This is a genomic window from Amycolatopsis sp. NPDC006125, assembly GCF_040614195.1.
Taxonomy (GTDB): Bacteria; Actinomycetota; Actinomycetes; order Mycobacteriales; family Pseudonocardiaceae; genus Amycolatopsis_E; species Amycolatopsis_E tucumanensis.
This window is the reverse complement of sequence record NZ_JBEXTZ010000013.1, coordinates 1-18,762: the sequence shown is the minus strand read 5'-3', so window position 1 is coordinate 18,762 and position 18,762 is coordinate 1. Positions and strand designations below refer to the sequence as shown.

The following is an 18,762-nucleotide window of genomic DNA, read 5'->3' as shown; positions in this document are numbered from 1 at the left end:
CTGGGCAGCCCGGGCGATATCGTGCTGGCCGAGCGAGGGAGGGCTCATGAGCGACAACTCCGGCGACGTGGCCACCCAGGTGGCCAACGTCTTCGGCGGCGAGCAACAACTGAACACGATGAACACCGACGCGAAGCGCATGCTGGCGGACGCGCAAGCCGGCCGGTGGGCGGTGGACGAGGAGACGGGCACACACCTGCGCCGCGCCATCGAGCAGATGAAGGAACGCCTGGACGGTATCCGGCCGAGGATCTACCTGCTCCAGCAAGCGCCCAAATTCGGCAACGACGACTACGCCAAAAAGGCATCCGCCCACTTCCTGACCGCAATGGATTCGGACGACCAGTCGCTCGTCCAGGTTTTCACGGCTGCCGTCGACTTGCTGACCACCCTCCAGCAGGCGGTCGAAATCGCGATCAGCAAGTACCAGGTTGCCGACGACGCGGTGAGCGAGACTCTCAGCACCTTCAAGGACCAGGAACCCCGGTGAGCACAAAGTTCCGCACCATCAACGCTGTGGCCGGCTTCGTGTGCTTCGCGGCCGCGGCGGCAGGATGCACCAGCACCGTGGCCGGCACAGCGTCACCCGCGCCCACGACCGCACCGACAGCGAGCGCGGACGTGTTCAACGGGCTGAACGCTTGCCGGCTCCTGGATCAGCTCAACGCAGGCCAGGGGTTCAACCCGGGGGAAAACAAGAGCGCGCGGAACCAGTGCGTCGCGGTGAAGCCGGGTTGGGGATCGTTCGCGTTGGCCCTGGATCCCGAACAGGGACTCAGTGAATTCGCGACGGCCAACACCGGTGTGGTGAATTCCTCGATCAACGGCCGAAGGGCGATGCAGGCGCAGACCACAACCGGCGGTTGCGCTATCGCACTCGAGGTGACCGAGCACGCACGGGTGTTGGTCATAGCCACGCTGTCCGATACCGCCGACGGCATTCGAGCGTGCCCGGACGCACGGACGTTCGCCGAGAAGGTGGAGCCGCTGCTGCCGGAGGGGTAAGCAGGGCGGATCGGACACATCCGCACCCATCGAACCGGTGATCGCGCTATCTTCTCGGTGACGTCCACCGTGCGCAAGTTGACCGAGGAGCCCCGGGATGAGTTGGCAGGACGAGCTGCGCCGTTTGGACGCCGAGCTCGCCAACGGGACCATCACCCAGCACCAGCACCGCAAGATGCGGGACGAGCTGCTCGCCGCCGCGTCGGGCAACGTGGCGCCGGCGTCTGTCGCCTCGCCGCGGGGGCGGGTTGACGGGGCGCCTCAGTGGCAGAGTGCGAATCCGGCCGGTGCGGGGTTCGCTCCGCAGCCGGGGCAGGCGCCGTGGCCGCAGGCGCCGCAGGGGTGGCCTCAGGAGGGCGCGCCGCAGGGCGGGGTGCCGCAGGGTTTCGCGCCGCAGGGGTGGCCGCAGGGGCAGGTGCCCCCGGGCGAGTACGGGCAGCAGCCGGTGGGTGGGGTGCCGCAGGGGCCCGCCGGGGTGCCGGGGCAGCCGCAGGCTCCGGGTGCGCCGGGGCAGCAGGTGGGGATTCAGCCTCAGGTGGGGCAGGCGCCTGCTGGAGTCGGGCAGCCGCAGGACGGGTACGGGCAGGTTCAGACCGGCGCGACGGGGCAAGCTCCGGCGGGGCAGCCGCAGGCTGGTCCGGCTCAGGTCGAGGCGGGTCAGGTCGGGCAGGGTCAGGGCGGCCAGGTTGAGCCGGGCGCCCAACCGCAGCCCGGGCAAGGCCAGCCCCAGGGTGGGGGCAGCCAGACGGAGCAGGAGCAGCCGCAGGCCGGCCAGCCGCAGGCTGAAGCCGGGCACGCGCAGGTCGCGCAGGGGCAGCCGCACAGCGGCCAGTCTCAGGCTGGGCAGCCGGGCGGGCAGCCGCAGGCTGGGCAGCCGCAAGGCGGCCAGAGCCAGCCGCAGGGCCAGCAGGCCGACCACCCGCAGGGCCACCAGCAGAATCAGCCGCAGGCCGGCCAATCCCAGAGCCAACCGCAGGGTGAGCAGGCTCCCGAGGTGGGCAGTGCGCTCGCCACGGAGGAAGGGCCCACCCAGAGCATCTCCGCGCAGCTGCTCGCCACCAAGAAGCCCACGAGCGCCCCCAGCCCGGCCGACGAGCGGGCCACCGATTCGATGCGCTTCCCCTCCATCGAGGACGCTCCGACGGTCGTCACGAATCCGGTGCCTCCGCCTGCCCGGCCGTTGCCCAGCATGTCCCCGCCGCCGCCGCTGCACGGGCCCGGTCAGCAGCTTCCCTTCGACGCGGCTCCCGTGTTGCAGGCGCCGCCGAAGCGCAAGCCGACCTGGTTGTTCATCACCCTCGGTGTCGTTGTCGTGCTCGCGATGGTCGCGGCCGGTGTGTGGTTCCTGCGCGGCGACAACACCACCACGACTGCCCAGCCGACCACCTCCGCCGTCAGCTCGCCGGAGGCGGTCGAGGCGCGGTTGCCGACCCTGCCGGGCACCCCGAGCACCAACAACGGCACCCTGACCGTCGAGCAGGGCATCGACCTCAAGCTGTACTCCCGCGAGGAAGGCCAGCTCTTCAAGGACAACGGCGCGAACCAGGTCATCTTCCGCGGCTCCTCCCAGGGCCCGCAGGGTTACCTCGTCCTGGTCGTCCCCGCCAGCTCGCCCGCCGCCGCGGCCTCGATCACCCGCGGCCTCTACGAGCACTCCCTCACCGCAGGCCTGCAGACCGTCCCGTCCGGGTCGACCAACGCGAAGGCCGTCACCGGCAGCAACTCGGCAGGCCAGATGAGCGGCACGTGGTACACCTCCGGCAGCTACGCCGTCGCGATCTGGGTGTCCCAGGGCCTCGGCGGCGACCCGAACTCGCTGGCCGAACGCCTCGCCCAGACCAAGACCTCCCTGGCCACGGCCCTCCCGCCGAACTAGGGCACCTGGCCGGGCCGCAGCACGTCACCACACCGCCCGGTCACCGCCGCCGCGCGCGAGGCCTCCACGCGCGGCACGGTGACCCGCGCGTACGCCCGCAGGTTCACCAGGTCATCGCCGTCGAGCGCGTCCAGTCGCACCCAGTCGCCGTTCTTGCCCGTCCGGTCCAGCACCACCGCCGCGTACTCGACCGCCAGGCGCCCGTCCGACGTCAGCCCCGTCAGGTCGGTCCACGGCACGTGCGTGTGGATGAACGTGGGCTTGACCTCGTCGAACACGTAGTCCCGCAACCCCTGGAAGTCCCCCGTGGACACCAGGTCCGCGATGCGCGCGTCCGCCAGCCCCACCGAGTCCACCACCCGCAACCGGCTGGTCAACGCCGTCCCGCCGACGTCCGGCAGCAGCACCGACCCCTGCCGCAAGCCGATCGTGTCCGCGTACCCGTTGAACAACCGCCCGTACCGCTCCGCGATCTGGCACAGCGGCACCACCGGGCCGCTCGCGAACCCGCGCCCCGAGTCGGCCAGCGCGGGCGCGCTCGGCACCGCCGCGGCCACCAGCACGACCGCCAGCGCCGCCCGCCACCGCACCGACAGCGCCCGCATCACCTCGACCACCGCCAGCGCCGCGACCAGGGCCGCCATCGTCCACAAGGGAGTCGCGAACCGGAACTCGCCGCCCGGCTCCGGGTTGAGCACGCAGTACGCCGCCAGCGCGAGCACCAGCGGCACCAGCCATGCCACCAACGGCCGCCGCAACGCCGGGACCAGCCAGAACGCCAACCCCACGGTCACCAGCCCGGCCAGCGCCACCGGCCAGCCGAGGTACTCCACCGGCTCCACCACCCGCCCGGCGTTCGACCACGACGGCGGCTGCTGGTTCTTCGCCACCGCCGTGTTCGGCACCCACCGGCCGAACTCCGCGTGCCGCCACAACAGGTACGCGCCGTACGGCACCGCGAACGCCAGCACCGACACCCCCGCCGGGAGCAGCGTCCGCCACCGCCACGCGAACACCAGCGCCACCACCGGGTACGCGACCAGGAAGATCACCCCGTCCGGCCTGGTCAGCGCCGCCACCACCGCCAGCAGACCGGCGGCGAGACCGACCCGCACGGCAGCCACCCGTCCGTCCGCCACCGCGCGGAACAACAGCGCCGCCAGCCACGCCACCGCCAGGGCGTACAGCGGGTTCTCCAAACCGGACAGCGACCAGATCACGAACGACGGGATCGCGGCCAGCAACCCGCCCGCGAACAACGTCACCAGCCACGCCCACCGCGTGACACGGCTCACCGCGAAGTGGCACGCGGCGAGAACACCGGCGCAGCACAGCAACCCGAGCGCTTTCGGGAACAGGACGTAGTCGGGCACGCCGAAGATCGCGCCAGTGTCGAAGAGGCGCAGCACCTTCCCGAGCACCAGCAGGACGAGCCAGGCCGGGTTCGAGAACCCCTCGACGGGTTCCGCGCCGGGCTGGAGCACCGGCCCCGCGCCGTCGACCAGGTCGCGCGCGTAGGCGAAGGTGATCGCCGCGTCGTCGTTGATCCAGTTGCCGTAGGACCAGCCGTGCAGGCCGATGAGCGCGGTTCCCCCGGCGACCGCGGCCACGGCGGGCCAGCGTGCCGCCATTTCGCCCCCTCCTCGTCACACCCTAACCAGAACAAGGTCACGAAATGACCCTCACCGGCGATGAGCAGGGTAGGCGTGCACAATGTGCGTCGTCACCGTAGCGCTATCCGGCGGACGCGTTCCGCCTCGTCCAGAGCAGATTAGGGGGCTACCGGGTGTCCTGGCAGGAGGAGTTGCGCAAGCTGGACGAAGAGCTTGCCTCGGGACGTCTCTCCGCGGACGACTACCGCGTCCGCCGGGACCAGGTGCTCTCGTCCGCGGTGTCCTACAGCGACAGCGCGTCCCAGCCACAGCAGCCGGCGCCGCAGCAGCAGGACAACTCCGCGGATTCGACGCAGGTGATCGCGCCGATCAGCCCGCCGCAGGGCACGCCGCAGCCGCCCCAGCAGCAGCCGCAGAACTTCTCCGCGGAGCCGACGCAGGCCGTCTCGCCGAACTGGCAGGCCAGGCCGCCGGTGGACCCGGAGCGCACCCAGTACGTCGCCAACCCGCCCGCGCCGCAGTCGCCGCCCGCGGGCTTCCCGGCCTCCCCGCCCGCCGGGTTCCCCCAGTCCGGCCCGCAGCCGGTGCAGCAGCCGTGGAACGCGCCGGAGTCCGACGCGAGCCCGCCGTGGGGCGGCTCCGACTTCCCGCCGATCAGCCCGGTCGCGCAGGGTCCGGAGGCCTTCGACGACAAGCCGGCCAAGGGCAAGGGCAAGGCCGTCTGGATCTCCGTCGCGGTCGTCGTGGTGCTGGTCGCCGCGGGCCTGACGATCTTCCTGACCACCTCCGGCGGTGACGACACCCAGGCCGGCACCACGACCACGCAGGCGCCGCCCACCTCGAGCGCCGCCAGCAACTCGCCCAACCAGGCGCTGCTGGACAAGATCCCGCCGACCGAGGGCACCGCGGACGGCCAGAGCGGGCTGCTGCCGGTCAACCGGCTGGTCGACCTGGGGATCATGGACGAGGGCGAGGCCGCGCTGCTGAGCAGCCGCTCGGTGCAGGAGGTCGCGTGGCGCGGTTCGCAGCGCCAGCCGGACGCCAGCGGTCCCGGCAACGAGAAGATCTCGGTGACGGTCATCCCGCTGGACAGCTCCGCCACCGCGACCGCGCTCGCCGGCCAGCTGCGCCAGTACTACGTGCGCAACGGCCTGGTGCTGATCAGCGACCAGCTGCCGAACATCCCGCCGCAGGTGGTGTTCCACAAGCTCGTCGCCTCGCCGATCGTGTACCGGGCCACCTGGGTGTCGGGCGAGAACCTGATCCGCGTCAACGTGACGCAGGGCGACCTGGCCGACGAGGCCGCGTTGTCGGGCGCCTACCAGCGGACCGTCCGCTCGATGTTGCTGCCCTATCCGGTGGGCTGATCGTGAGCGACCTGGTCGCCGAGATCATCCGCAACGCCGCCGACCACACCGCGCTGTCCGACGAGCTGCACTTCGCGGCGCTGGCGCCCGGCGAGCGGGACCAGCTCGACCACGGCCGGGCCAACGCGTTGCGGGCGCTCCGGTTGCCGCCGGACGCGCACGTGCTCGAAGTGGGCGCGGGCCACGGCGCGGTGACGCGGTACCTCGGCGAGCGGGTGGCGCGGGTCGACGCCGTCGAGCCGGATCACGCGGAGGCCGTCCGGGCCCGCACCGCCGATCTGCCCGGCGTGCGCGTGCTGGACGAGGTCCCCGGCGAGCGGTACGACCTTCTCGTCGCGTCCGACGTCGAGCACGCGGACCGGTTGAAGCCCGGCGGGGTGCTGTGCCTGGCGGTGCCGAACCGGCTTGGCGTGGGCAGGCCGGGCGGGCAGTCCCGCCGCCACTGGGAGCGGCGACTGGCCGCGGCCGGGCTGACCGTCCACAAGGTCCTCGGCTGCCTCCCCGGTCACCGGATCACCCGGGCCGTGATCACCGCCGAACTGCTCGACCGGCACCCGCGGCTGGCGGTGGAGCTGGCCGGCCGTGACGAGCGATGGGCCGAGATGGTCGAGGGCGGTCTCGGCCTGGACACCGTGGACGGCCTGCTGTTCCTCGCCTCGGCAGGCGAACCCGCCGCCCGGCTGTGGCCGGACGACCTGCTCGCCACCTACTTCAACACCGACCGCGCGGCCCGCTGGTGCACCCGCGCGGACGTGGTCGGCGACGAGATCCGCCGCACTCCCCTGCTGCCGCAGGAACCGGGGCCGGTCGCGGTGCGCGAGTGGACGGACGTCGTGGTCGACGCCCCGACGCTGCCCGAGGTGCTGACGGAACAGCCGTGGCGGGTCGCGGAGCTGCTGACCGCGTGGGCGGACCTGGTGCGGGCGAACCCGTCGTGGGACCTGATCCCGTCGAACGTGCTGGTCAGCGACCCGCCGCGGGCGATAGACCTGGAGTGGGAGCGCGCCGGGACGACCGCCGGCGAGGTGATCGACCGGGGCCTGCTGCTGCTCGCGGACGAACTCGCCCGCGCCGGCTGGGCGGGCGCCGCGCCCGGCACGACGGTGCGGGACCTGGCCGCCTGGCTCGGCGTCCTGCTCGACCGCCCGACGGCGTTCGTCGACGCGGCCGCCGAGCGGGAGGCGGAGTTCCAGGCCATCCGGCGCTGCGGCGTCACCTCCGGTCCCGGTCTGGACCACGAGCGGGACGCGATGCGCCTGGCCTGGCGCCGTCGTCTCGCCGAGGAGACCACGCGGCACACGCCGGCCCCGACCGAGTTGGACGCGCAGGTCGCCCGCACCATGGCCCGCGTCGACCGGATCATCGCCTCCGGCGACTCGATGTTCCGCGGCAGCACCGAGCACTACTTCGCGGTGGCCGGCCAGGCGTTGCGGGCGTGCCTGCACGGGCTGCAGGCCGCCGGCCGTCCCGCGCCGCGGCGGGTGCTCGACTTCGGCTGCGGCTACGGCCGGGTGCTGCGCACGTTCCGGGCCGCCTTCCCGGACGCCGAACTCGTCGCCTCCGACATCGAACTGGACGGCGTGGAGCACTGCGTGCGGTTCTTCGGCGCGATCGGGCTGCCCGCGTCGGTGCGCATCGAGGAGATCCCGCAGGTCAGCGACATCGACCTGATCTGGTCCGGTTCGGTGCTGACCCACCTGGACATCGCGGCGTGGGACGCGCTGCTGGGCTACTTCGAGCGCGCGCTCGCGCCGGGCGGGGTCGCGGTGGTCACCACGCACGGCCGCCGTGTCGCGTGGCGGATGGCCAACGGCGGCGAATACGGCCTGACGGCCGCGGACCACGCCCGGGTGCTGGCGGACTACCGTGACCACGGGTTCGGCTACGCCGACTACCCCGGCCAGCCCGGGTACGGCATCTCGCTGAGCACGCCGGAGTGGGTGACCGGGCACGTCCTCACCCCGCGGCTGCGCCTTGCCGGGTACGTCGAGGCGGGCTGGGACGGCCACCAGGACGTGCTGATCCTGGTCAAGGACGCCGAAGAGACGTTGAAGGCGGGACGATGAACGCAACGGCCGGGTTGGTGCGGCCGGGACGGCCGGTGGGGCACCTGTTCGAGCTGCGCGGGTGGGTCACCGCGGGCGAGACCGTGACTGTCCACATCGGAGGGTCCGAGGCGGAGGTGCGGCGCCACGACACGGGCACCGAACCGCCGGGCACGACCGGTCTGCTGATCCGCACGAAAGACCCGGTGCCGACCGGCAGGCACGAGGTCGTCGTCCGCGCCGCGAACGGCGACGCGCTGACCGGCGCCGTGGTCGAGGTCGGTCGCTTCGGCGACGAGGAACCGCTGCGGCTGTACGAGATCGACACCCCGAAGCACGGCGACAACCCGCAGGGCGATGTCGTGTTCGTGCGTGGCTGGGTGCTGCTCGATTCGCGTGCGCCGTCGCTGGTCGAGGTCCTGGTGGACGGCGGTGAACCGGTCCGCGCCCGCACCCGCCTGCCGCGGCCGGACGTGGCCGACCACCTGCCGGACTTCCCGGACGCCGGGGTCAGCGGGTTCGAGGCGCGGGTGCCGGTCGACCTGCCCGCCGGGGAGGACCGCGCGTTGTCGGTGCGGGTCCGCGTCCGCGGCGAGCTGTCCGGCGAGTGGACCTCCGAGGCGCGCGAGGTGGTGCTGTCCAACCCGGCGCCCGAGGACGCCGATGTCGCGCTGGCCGCCCGGCTCGCCGACCGCACGCGGAAGGCGCTGGCGCGACCGCGTGGCGGCACGGATCCGCGGCACGTGCTGGTGTTCACGCACAGCCTCGCGGTCGGCGGCGGGCAGTTGTGGTTGCAGGAACTGCTGGACCGGCTCGCGACCCGGCACGGCTGGCGCATCACGGTCGTCACCCAGCTCGACGGCGAACTGCGCGCGGACTGCGAAGCGCACGGCATCGACGTGCACCTCACCTCGCCGTACCGGGTGCACGACGTCGCCTCCTACGAAGGGCACATCGCCGAGCTCGCCCAGTTCGCGCGCGGCACCGACGCCTCGGTCGCGCTGGTCAACACGCTCGGCGCGTTCCCCGGCGCGGACGCGGCGATCCGGGCCGGGCTGCCGACCGCGTGGGTGCTGCACGAGAGCTTCGACCTCAACGACTTCTCGTACCAGAACTGGGGTCCGGCCGGCCTGCTGCCGCCGGTGCGCGAGCGCTGGGTGAGCACGCTGCGCGAGGCCGACCGGCTGCTGTTCGTCGCCGACGCCACGCGCGAGATGTTCCTGCCGTTCTCGTCCCCGGCGCGCTGCCGCACGATCCGCTACGGCACGCCGATGGTCACCTACGGCGGCCAGGTGTCCGAACGCGACCGTCGCGCGGCGCGGCGGAAACTCGGCATCCCCGAGGACACCACGCAGCTGCTCAACGTCGGCGTGCTGGAGCCGCGCAAGGGACAGGGCCTGCTGATCAGCGCCATGGACCGGGTCCGGCGGGCGCACCCGGGGATCCGGCTGAGCATCGTCGGCCACCACCCGTCGCCGTACGGGCTGACGCTGGCCGAGTTCACCGAGCGGACCGGGCTGCGGGACTGGGTCGACCTGGTGCCGATCCAGCGCGACCCGGCGCCGTGGTTCGAGGCGGCGGACCTGTTCGTGAACAGCTCCGACGTGGAGTCGCTGCCGCGCTCGATCCTGGAGGCCGTGTGCTGCGGCCTGCCGGTCGTGGCCAGCGACGTGTTCGGCGCGCGGGAGATGATCGCCGACGGGCACAGCGGCTGGCTGTTCGAGCCCAACGACGCGGACGCGCTCACCGTCGCGTTGCTGCGTGCCCTGGACACCCCGGCGGACCGGCGGCGCGCGATCGCCGCGAACGCCTACGAAAAGCTGCACGGCTGGCTGGACCCGGCGGGTTACGCCGCCGAGTACGCCGACGTGCTCACCGAGCTGGTGAAGGAGCGGGGATGACCGACGAGCTGCCGGGTGCTGTGCGCGCCGAGCTGACCCGGTTGCGGGCCGAGCGGGTCGCGTTCACCGAGGAGCGCGAGCGGTTGCGCACCGAGCTGCGCGAGTCGGAACTGCAGATCCGCGAGCTGACCAAGCACCGCGACCAGCTGGTGAAGCAGGTGGAGAAGCTGGCCGGCGTCGCCGAACGCGCCGAGCAGGCCGACGCGCTGGCGCGGGACGTCCTGGTCGCCCGCGCCGAACGCGACTCGCTGCGCGCCGAGCTGGCCGAGACCCGCGGCGAACGCGACCGGCTGCGGCTGCGGCTGCTGGACGCCGAGCTGCAGCTGTCCGGCGCGGCGCCTGCCGAGGCGCCGCTCACCGAGAGCGGAACGCTCGCCGCCGAGCAGCGGGCCGCCGAGCTGGCGCGGGAACTGGACGCGACGCGGGCGACGGTGAGCTGGCGGGTCACCGCGCCGCTGCGGGCCGTGCGGCGGCGGACTTCATGACCGCGCAGCTCTGCTTCGTGTCCGCGACCGGCGGCTCCGGGTTCATGGCGGAGCTGCTGGAGGTGGTCGCCGATTCGGTGCGGCGAGCCGGGTTCCACGCGACCACGGCGACCGGCCGCTACCCCGACGCGGACGCCGACACGGTCTATGTCGTGGTGCCGCACGAGTACTTCGTCGTGACCCCGGAGGCAGACCAGCCGACCGAGGAGCAGCGGCGCCGCACCATCGCCTTCTGCGTCGAGCACCCGGGCACGGCGACCTTCGAGCGCAGCGCGGCCCTGCTGCCGGGGCTGGCAGGCGCGGTGGACATCAACCACGACTCGACCGCCGAACTGCGCCGCCGCGGCATCCCGGTCGAGCACTTCCAGCTGGGGTACTCGCCGCTGTGGGACGCGTGGGGCGGCGACCCGGACAGCGCCCGCGAGATCGACGTGACCTACCTCGGCACCGCGGAACGGCGCCGGTCCAAGCTGCTCGCGTCCTACGCCGGCGACCTCGCCGACCTGCGGGTCCGGCTGCTCACCCCGCCGCACGAGCCGATGGGCCCGCGGCGGGTCGACTTCCTGCCCGGCGAGGCGAAGTTCGCGCACCTGGCGAACTCGCGGTTCCTGCTCAACCTGCACCGCGAGCGGTCGCGGGCGCTGGAGTGGGTGCGGGTGCTGGAGGCGCTGTGCAACGGCTGCGTGGTGCTGACCGAGCCGTCCACTGACCTCGCGCCGCTGGTGTCCGGCACGCACCTGGTCGTGACGCGGCCGGAGTCGCTCGGCGCGGCGGCCGCGGCGCTGGCCGCGGACCCGCAGCGGGAACGCGACCTGCGGCTGGCGGGGTACGAGTTCGTGCGCACCGCGCTGGACCCGCTGGCCTCGGCGAAAACGCTGGTCGAGCTGGCGGAACGGGTGCTGACCGCCTCGCCCGGGGTGCCCGCGAGCGCCCCGCTCGCCGAGACCACAGCCGTCGAGGAGCCGCGGCCGCTGGCTATCGACACCCCCTCCTGGGACGTGCGGTTCGCCGGCACCCGGTCGCTGGGGGCGCCGGCCGAGAACCCACCGCTCGCCACGCGCATGGGCCAGCAGACCGTGGACGCGCGCCGCACGTCCGGCGTGGAGTGGCTGCCCTCGGCGGTGCCCACGGTGTTCCCGGACGCCGACCGGGCGGAGGTGGACGTGCTGCTGGTCCGCCGCCCCGGCGAGCCGGATCCGGACCCGCTGGTGCGCGACCTGCTCGCCGGCACCGTGCTGCCGCGCCGGATCCTCGTCGGCGAGGACGGTGTCGCGCCGCGGCCCCGCCCCCGGCCCGCCGACCTGCTGCGGCACGAGCTGCCGTTGGGCCGCGGGTACACGCGCAACCGGCTGCTGGAGCGCTCGTCCGCGCCGTGGCTGCTGGTGCTCGACGGCGGGCTGCGGGCCTCGCGCCGGCTGCTGGAACGGCTGGTCGCCGCCTCCGCCGACGTCGACGTCGTGCACTGCCCGGTCGCCGACCCGGTCGAAGGACTGGTCGCCGCGCTGCCCCCGGAGGAGCGGCGGCTGGCGGAGCTGCCCTACCTCGGCAGCGGGTACCTGGTGCGCCGCGAACTGGCCGAGTCGTTCGGCGGCTGGACCGAGGACCCGCTGGCCGACGGCCTGGAGGACCACGTCTTCTGGCGGCGGCTGGCCACCCGCGGTGTGCCGACCGCGCTGGTCCAGCAGGTCCTGCTGAGCCGGTTGCGGCCCGATCCGGCGCCCCGCCCGGTGGACCTCGATCCGCACCGCGTCTGGTCGCTGACGCGCATCCTCGCAGGTGAGCCGGTCACCTCCAACGGGTGACTTCGGCGTGTCACGCAACCTCCTCCCACTCCCGCGCGCCTACCGAGCAGAGCATCGGGCACGGGAAGGAGGCGCGGATGTGGATCCAGATCGGCCTCGTCGGCCTGATCGCCGTGGTGTTCCTGGTGCGGCTGGTGGCCGTGCTGCGTCACCGTGAGCCGCGCGGCGTGACCAAGCCGGACTCGTAGGCGAGCACGACGAGCTGGGCGCGGTCCCGCGCGCCGAGTTTCGTCATGATGCGGCTGACGTGCGTGCGCGCGGTGGCCGTGGAGATCACCAGCTGGGCGGCGATCTCGTCGTTGGACAGACCGCCCGCGACCAGTGCCAGCACCTCGCGTTCGCGGTCGGTGATCCGCTGCACCGCGGCCGTGTCGATGCGCCGGTTCTCCGGGCGGCCGACGAACTCGCTGATCAGCCGCCGGGTGACGGTCGGCGCGAGCAGGGCCTCGCCGGAGGCGACCACGCGCAGCGCGCGGAGCAGCTCGACCGGGTCGGTGTCCTTCAGCAGGAACCCGCTGGCGCCCGAGCGCAGGGCCTGGAACACGTACTCGTCGACGTCGAAGGTGGTCAGGACCAGGACCTTCACCTCGGCCAGGTCCGGGTCGCCGGTGATCTCGCGGGTGGCGGTGAGGCCGTCGACGCCGGGCATGCGGATGTCCATGACGACCACGTCCGGCCGGTGTTCCCGCGCCAGGGCAAGCGCTTGCGCGCCGTCCGCGGCCTCGCCGCAGACCTCGAACCCGTCCTCGGTCTCCAGCAGCACGCGGAACCCGGCGCGCACCAGCGCCTGGTCGTCGGCGAGCACGACCCGGATCATGTCTCCTCCAGGGGTAGTTCCGCGCGGACCTCGAAACCGCCGTCGACCACGTGGGCCTCGGCTTTGCCGCCGAGCGCGGCGGCGCGTTCCTGCATGCCCCGCAGGCCGTTGCCGACGGTGGGGGTTTCCGCACCGCGGCCGTCGTCCCGCACCACGAGCCGGAACTGTCCGTCGCGGCGGGCGAAGCGGATGTCGACGGTGCGGGGCTGGTTGGCGTGCCGGACGACGTTGGTGAGCGACTCCTGCAGGATGCGGTAGGCCGCGCCGTCGACCGGGGCGGGCAGGTCGCCGGGCGAGCCGTGGACGCGGACGGTCAGGCCGGTCGCGCGGGTGTGGTCGAGCAGTTCGCCGAGCTGTTTCAGGCTGGGCGCGGGCCCGAGGCCCTGGCCGGAGCGCAGCACGGCGACGGTGGCGCGCAGGTCGGCGAGCGCGGTCGCGCTGGCCTCCTTGATCGCCTGCAACGCGGCGACGGCCTGGTCCGGCCGCCGGTCCGCGACGTGCACCGCGACACCGGCCTGGACGTTGATCATGGCGAGGCTGTGGGCGACGACGTCGTGCACCTCGCGAGCGATGCGGAGCCGCTCCTGCTCGGCGAGGCGGGACTGCCGTTCGGCGGCCTCCTGCTCGGCGGCGAGCCTGGCCGCGACGCGGTTGCGGACGGCGGTGCCGATGCCGAGGACGGCGACCAGCCAGACGACGAACAACCCGGCGCGGGCGTCGAGCACGAGTTCGCCGCCGCGGGCGAAGTAGACGACCAGCCCGGCCAGGATGACGGCCGACCCGGCGATGCCCGCGACGAGCGGCCCGCGGGCGCGGGTGAGCACGAACAGCGCGATGGTCGGCACCACGACCGCGGGCCCGCCCGGGTGGTCCGTGCTGTAGTAGGCCCAGGTCAGCGCGGCGGTGCCGACGAAGACCGGCAACGGCACCCGCCGCACGGCGAACAACGGCAACGCGGCCGCGGTGAGCCACAGGTAGCCGGACAGGTCGAGCGGATCCTGCTGCGCCCGGCCGGCCACGGTGGTCGTCACGAGGACGAACCCCAGCGGGACGAGGGTGAGCACCACGTCCACGAGAGCCGGCCACCGGCGGGGGTCACGCACGCCCCCGAAGCTACGGCAGACGGCCGCCCCGCGCGTCCGTCGAAGAGCGGCTCTTGGATTACGACTCGGGCGGTACGCGCGAGGTCAGGGCAGGCGCGGCAGCACCGCGCGCCACTCGTCCAGCTCCCGGCGCAGCTCCTCGCTCGCCACCCGGTCGCTCAGCTCGACCGCGGGCACGACGACGTTGCGGACCCGGCGCAGCGTGCGCATCTTGCCGACGTCCTCGGCGCGCAGGGACCACTCCACCGCCGCCGCCTCGGCCGGGGTCATCCCGGCCAGGGCCAGGCACGCGGCCGCCACGTCGTCGGGCCGCAGCCCGGCGGCGACCGGGTCGTCGAGGTTGCGGGCGAGGTTGGCTTCCCGCGGCCGGACTTCCCGATCCGCGAGGGCGCCCGTCTCCCGGGCGACCTCGAGCGCCGCCACCGCGAGACGAGCCCACGACTCACGGCTTTCGCCGGGGGTGGTGGCGTAGAGGGTCGCGGTCTGGATGAGACCGAGCCACTTGCCGCCGCCTTCGGTCGCGCGCAAGCGGGCGCGCTGCTCCTCGGGTGGCAGGCGCCGCAGCTCGTCAGGAACGGTCACTCCCGGTCTTCTCCCACACGGGCGGCCCCACCCGGACCTGGATCTGCCTGTTGCGGTCCCGGTGGTCGGCGACCGTGCCGTGGACCGGTTCGCCGACCGCAGGCCACTTCGAATGGTCGAACACGTCTTCGCCGCCGGGCCGGTAGCTGATGGCGTCGATCAACGCGGGCACCTCCCCGGGCAGGGTCACGATCATGCCGAACGGCAGGTGCTCCGCGACCACGGCCTCCACCACCGAGCCGATCGGGAAGTGTTCCTTCGCGGCCGCCCATTCCGCGTCGTTCATCATCGATGCCACTTTCTCGGGTACTGGTTGAGTTCTTCCACACGAGACGCGGGAATCTCGACTTCGGTCAGCGGCCCGCCCTGGTACGGCTGTTCGAACCGGGCGAACCGATCCGCGTACTCCGAAGCCGGGACCTGGATCTCGATGACCCCCTCACCGTAGTGGCCCGCGTAGGTGTCCGCGAGCTCGCGATCACGCGCGAAGAACGCTCCCGCCTCCCACGGTCCCGTCCCCCCGTAATCGTCCGCGCGGTAGCCGTGCTCGTACTGCTGCTGCCCGAGGCCGCGCTGCGGCGCCTTGTAGAGCGGCACGTACTCGTCTTCGCCGTCGGGCGTGTCCGGGCCGCATCCGTCCGCGGCCGTGAGCCCCAGCGGGTCGATCCAGCCGACCGGGTTGGGGACGTAGGCCTGCGGGTTGAACCCGCCCTCGAGCCCGAGTGGATCGTTGCTCGCGAAGCGCCCCGACTCCGGATCGTAGTAACGCTGGAAGTTGTAGTGCAGACCGGTTTCGGGGTCGAAGTACTGACCGGCGAACCTCAGCGGTGTCCCGGCCCGGTTCTCCAGGCGCGCCAGTGCCTTGCCCCACAGCGTCCGGCGCCCCTGCCACACGACGGCGCCGGACCCGTCGACGAGTTCGGTCGGCGTTCCGGCCAGATCGGTGACGATCGCGTAGAAGGCGCGGTCGAACCACTGCTGCGAACCGTCCCCGCGGAACACGCGCTCGACCTGAGCCAGGGGACGCCGTCCGCTCGGCTCGTGCTCCCAGGAGATCGCCGTGGCATCACTGCTGATCTGCTCGACGAGCACGGACCCGTCCCAGAAGAAGTCCGTGCGTTCCGCGACCGTGACCCCGTCCGCGGCGAGGCGCAGCTTCGCGATGCGGCGTCCGAGCGCGTCGTAGAGGTAGCGCCACCGCGTGCCGTCCGGCGTGACCACCGAGGTCAGCCGGTCCTCGGAGTTCCAGGTGTAGTGCCACGTGTCGGGTTTCGCCGACAGCCGCTTCTTCTGCCGCAACGTGATCCGGCCCTGACGGTCGTAGCCGTACCGCACGCGACCCGCCGAAACCACGAGCGCGCCCTGGTAGTCGCGCCGTCCCTGGCCGTCCGTGTCGGTGTCCGGCCACTCCGCGGTCCGGATGTTGCCCGCCGGATCGTAGGAGTACCGCTCGTAGCCGTCCGGACTGCCGACCTGTTCCACCCGGCCGTTCGCGTCGAGCTCATAGCGCCGGACTCCGGCGATGTCGTCCTCGATGGCGTTCACGACACCATCGGGCCGGTAGTGGTAGCGGCGTTCGTAGAGGTGCCGCATGGTTCCGTTCGCCCGGTCGGCGACGCCGGCCACGGTCTGCGAACCCAGCCGGTGCGTGGGCGTCCACGTCTGCGCCAGCGCCGTTCCACTGTCGAGCAACCGCTCGATCTCCCGGCCCGCGGCATCGAACCCGAAGGTGAACGTCCGCCCGCCGGTACGCAGTGAAGCGGGCCGGTGGCTCGAGCCGTAGTCCCAGAAGCTCTCCGTGCCCGAGGGTGTGCGACGGTACGTGCGGCGGCCCAGAGCGTCGTAGGCGAAAACGGTGGCATGGCCGTTGATCGTCTCGGCGAGCACCCGGCCCGCCGCGTCCCGTTCGAAACGAACGTCGGCATCCGCGTTGCGAGCGCGGACAAGCCGCCCCGCCGGATCGTATTCGAACGTCGCGACACCGTCACGGGACCTGCGCTCGACGACGTTGCCGAGGGCGTCGCGCACGAAGACCGTGGTCTCGCCCGCACCGTTGGTCCGGGACACCAACTGCCCCGCCGCGTCGCGCTCGTAGGAGATGGCGCGACCGGTGAAGTCCGTCTCGGCGATCAGGCGGCCGGCCGCGTCGTACTCGTACCGCCATTCGTCGCCGAGCGGGTCGCGAACCGCGCGGAGCTTCATCTCACTGTCGTAGACGAAGTCGAACCGGGCACCGTCCGGGCCCGTCTGCGAGGCGAAGAAGTCGAAGTGCGTCATCTCGACGCGTGTCACGTTGCCGTTCGCGTCGACCCGCTCGACCTCGTTGCCCTCGCCGTCGTACCTCCAGTGCTCGGTTGTGCCGTCCGGCAACGTGCGGGACAACAGCTTGCCCTCGACCGTCCAGCGGAGGTGCGTCTCCCCGCCGACCGGGTCCTGGACGAGGATCACCCGGCCGAACTGGTCCCGCCGGTAACGCGTGACGCCGCCGTCGGGGTCCGTCAGGGCGGTGAGCAGGCCTGCGGAGTCGGTCTCACGGCGGACCACGTTGCCGAAGTGGTCGGTGATCGTCGCAAGGTGCCCCGACTCGTTGTAGCCGTACCGGGTCACCGCGCCCGTCGGATCCACGACGAGCGTGCGGTTGCCCGCATCGTCGTACTCGTACCGCCACACCGACCCGTCGGGGTCGACCGCGGTCGCGGGCAGGCCCTGTGCGTTGTACTCGACCAGCGCCCGCGTACCGTCCGGGCGCGTCACCTCGCTGAGGCTGCCCCGGTCGTCGTACCGGTAGCGGGTGGTGCGGCCCAGCTGGTCGGTGTGCGCGAGCAGCCGGTGGTAACGGTCCCAGTCGAACCGCGTCTCGTGGCCCAGCGGGTCGATCTCCCGCACCAGCTGGTTGAACTCGTTGAAGTGGTACCGCCGGACGTGGCCCAGCGAGTTGGTCTCGGTCGTCACCCGGTTCTCGAGGTCGTACTCGAGCGTGCCGGCGAGCGCGTCACCCGAGCCCTCCGTGCGGACGCAGCGACCGCGGTGGTCGTAGGTGTAGGCGTACCACTCCCCGTTGCGGTCGTCCCAGCGGGTGATCCGGCCGGCCTGGTCGTAGGCGAAGCGCAGCGGACGGCCGGACGAGTTGACGACCTCTACGAGGTTGCCACCGTCGTAGCCGTACCGCACCAGGGAAATCCCGCCGGACGGCGGATCGTGCAGGCTGAGTTCCGTGACGCGCCCATCGGAGGTCCGGACGTCGACCCGATACCCACCGGAGTGCCGGACCGCGACGGGCATCCCGGAGGGGTCACGGTCGAAGTCGATCCGGTCGGTGCGTTCCTCGATCGCGGTGAGTTCCGCGGTACCGCCCCGAGCGGGCGCGAACCGCAGCACGCGGCCGCTCTGCGGCTGGCGGATCGTGTACCCGCCATCGGCCGCACGCGCCAACGGCCATCGGGCGCCGGCCTCCGCGAAGACCTCGCCCTCCGCGGGCGGGTGCGGATACACGAGGATCACCCCGTCGGGACCGGCGTAGCACACACCGCGCTCGTCCAGCTCCAATCGCTGGTCCAATGTGGACGCCCAGGACGGGCCGAAGAGGCGGCCGGAGCGGTAGGACGACACGTGGACGCGCTGCAGCACCAGCGGGAGCAGGCCGGGGAGCTGGACGTCCTTCTGCACCAGGTACATCTCGCCGGTCGCCATGTCGATCGGCTCGCGGCGGCCGCACCGCCCGACCGGTTCCTGGGAACGGAGGTCGGGATCTTCGGCGTCCCGCCGGAGCGGGCTCCCGGAACCGTCGCCGGGGCGGCTGGCACCTGGCGTGCCCGGGGTGCCGTCCACGCCGTCGGGGGTGTCGGGGCTGTTGGGGGTGTCCGGGCTGTTCAGGTCCGGCGTGTCGACCTTCCCGCCGCCGCCGTGCACGGCCGACGGGGTCGTGCCCTCACCACCCAGCTTGCGGCCCAGCTTGCTCAACTGCTGAATGATCTCGTCCAGCTTGCCGATCACCCGGCTGATCCGCGGCGACACGTTCCCGATCGTCTTGACCAGCTTCCGGATGAAGTCCGCGATGCGGGTGACCGCACTCGAGATCGCCGCCGTGGCCTGCGCGGCGATCAACGGCGTCGCGAAACCCAACGTGCACGCCGCCTCCAGCGCCCACGTGATCAGCTTGCCCACCA

Annotated in this window: 14 protein-coding genes; 8 read left to right on the top strand and 6 right to left on the bottom strand. The window is 72.7% G+C overall.

The window, feature by feature from the left end:
• The first annotated feature begins 46 nt into the window (after positions 1–46).
• The 3 genes from ABZ193_RS09405 (at position 47) to ABZ193_RS09395 (ending at position 2,881) form a co-directional block, all read left to right on the top strand.
• The gene (locus ABZ193_RS09405; RefSeq protein WP_020416341.1) at positions 47–490 is read left to right on the top strand and encodes a hypothetical protein; all 444 of its coding nucleotides are present in this window, start codon (positions 47–49) and stop codon (positions 488–490) included.
• A complete protein-coding gene (locus tag ABZ193_RS09400; protein WP_354709523.1) occupies positions 487–1,005 on the top strand; it encodes a DUF3558 domain-containing protein in 519 nt (172 codons plus the stop codon). Before ABZ193_RS09405 ends, ABZ193_RS09400 begins: the two co-directional genes overlap by 4 nt.
• A 97-nt stretch (positions 1,006–1,102) precedes the next feature.
• Positions 1,103–2,881, top strand: coding sequence for a hypothetical protein (locus ABZ193_RS09395; protein ID WP_354709521.1), 1,779 nt, complete (start codon positions 1,103–1,105; stop codon positions 2,879–2,881).
• Here ABZ193_RS09395 and ABZ193_RS09390 read toward each other — a convergent pair.
• Positions 2,878–4,512, bottom strand: coding sequence for a hypothetical protein (locus ABZ193_RS09390; RefSeq protein WP_354709520.1), 1,635 nt, complete (start codon positions 4,510–4,512; stop codon positions 2,878–2,880). The two genes, ABZ193_RS09395 and ABZ193_RS09390, sit on opposite strands and share 4 nt — an antisense overlap.
• Before the next feature lie 155 nt (positions 4,513–4,667).
• Here ABZ193_RS09390 and ABZ193_RS09385 point away from each other — a divergent pair, with 155 nt between their 5' ends.
• The 5 genes from ABZ193_RS09385 to ABZ193_RS09365 are packed head-to-tail and all read left to right on the top strand — an operon-like array spanning position 4,668 to position 12,094.
• Positions 4,668–5,861, top strand: coding sequence for a hypothetical protein (locus ABZ193_RS09385; protein ID WP_354709519.1), 1,194 nt, complete (start codon positions 4,668–4,670; stop codon positions 5,859–5,861).
• A gap of 2 nt (positions 5,862–5,863) precedes the next feature.
• Positions 5,864–7,927 (top strand): class I SAM-dependent methyltransferase, encoded by a 2,064-nt coding sequence (locus tag ABZ193_RS09380; RefSeq protein WP_354709518.1) that lies wholly within the window; start codon positions 5,864–5,866, stop codon positions 7,925–7,927.
• The gene (locus ABZ193_RS09375; protein WP_354709517.1) at positions 7,924–9,807 is read left to right on the top strand and encodes a glycosyltransferase family 4 protein; all 1,884 of its coding nucleotides are present in this window, start codon (positions 7,924–7,926) and stop codon (positions 9,805–9,807) included. The genes ABZ193_RS09380 and ABZ193_RS09375 overlap by 4 nt, the downstream gene beginning before the upstream one ends.
• Positions 9,804–10,292, top strand: coding sequence for a hypothetical protein (locus tag ABZ193_RS09370; RefSeq protein WP_020416335.1), 489 nt, complete (start codon positions 9,804–9,806; stop codon positions 10,290–10,292). The genes ABZ193_RS09375 and ABZ193_RS09370 overlap by 4 nt, the downstream gene beginning before the upstream one ends.
• Entirely contained in the window at positions 10,289–12,094 is a 1,806-nt protein-coding gene (locus ABZ193_RS09365) for a glycosyltransferase (RefSeq protein ID WP_354709516.1), read from the top strand. The genes ABZ193_RS09370 and ABZ193_RS09365 overlap by 4 nt, the downstream gene beginning before the upstream one ends.
• A 148-nt stretch (positions 12,095–12,242) precedes the next feature.
• On the opposite strand, the gene ABZ193_RS09360 is transcribed toward ABZ193_RS09365, so the two are convergent.
• From ABZ193_RS09360 to ABZ193_RS09340, 5 genes are all read right to left on the bottom strand, one after another.
• On the bottom strand, positions 12,243–12,911 hold the full coding sequence (locus ABZ193_RS09360; protein ID WP_020416332.1) for a response regulator transcription factor: 669 nt from the start codon (positions 12,909–12,911) through the stop codon (positions 12,243–12,245).
• Positions 12,908–13,984: a sensor histidine kinase gene (locus tag ABZ193_RS09355; protein WP_354709564.1), complete on the bottom strand. Its 1,077-nt coding sequence runs from the start codon at positions 13,982–13,984 to the stop codon at positions 12,908–12,910. The genes ABZ193_RS09360 and ABZ193_RS09355 overlap by 4 nt, the downstream gene beginning before the upstream one ends.
• Before the next feature lie 114 nt (positions 13,985–14,098).
• Complete coding sequence (locus tag ABZ193_RS09350; protein ID WP_354709514.1) at positions 14,099–14,596, bottom strand: hypothetical protein; 498 nt, start codon at positions 14,594–14,596, stop codon at positions 14,099–14,101.
• Positions 14,583–14,885: an RNA-binding protein gene (locus ABZ193_RS09345; RefSeq protein ID WP_354709513.1), complete on the bottom strand. Its 303-nt coding sequence runs from the start codon at positions 14,883–14,885 to the stop codon at positions 14,583–14,585. Before ABZ193_RS09345 ends, ABZ193_RS09350 begins: the two co-directional genes overlap by 14 nt.
• The coding region (locus ABZ193_RS09340) for an RHS repeat-associated core domain-containing protein (RefSeq protein WP_354709511.1) at positions 14,882–18,762 on the bottom strand (3,881 nt) is incomplete at its 5' end. The genes ABZ193_RS09345 and ABZ193_RS09340, both read right to left, overlap by 4 nt.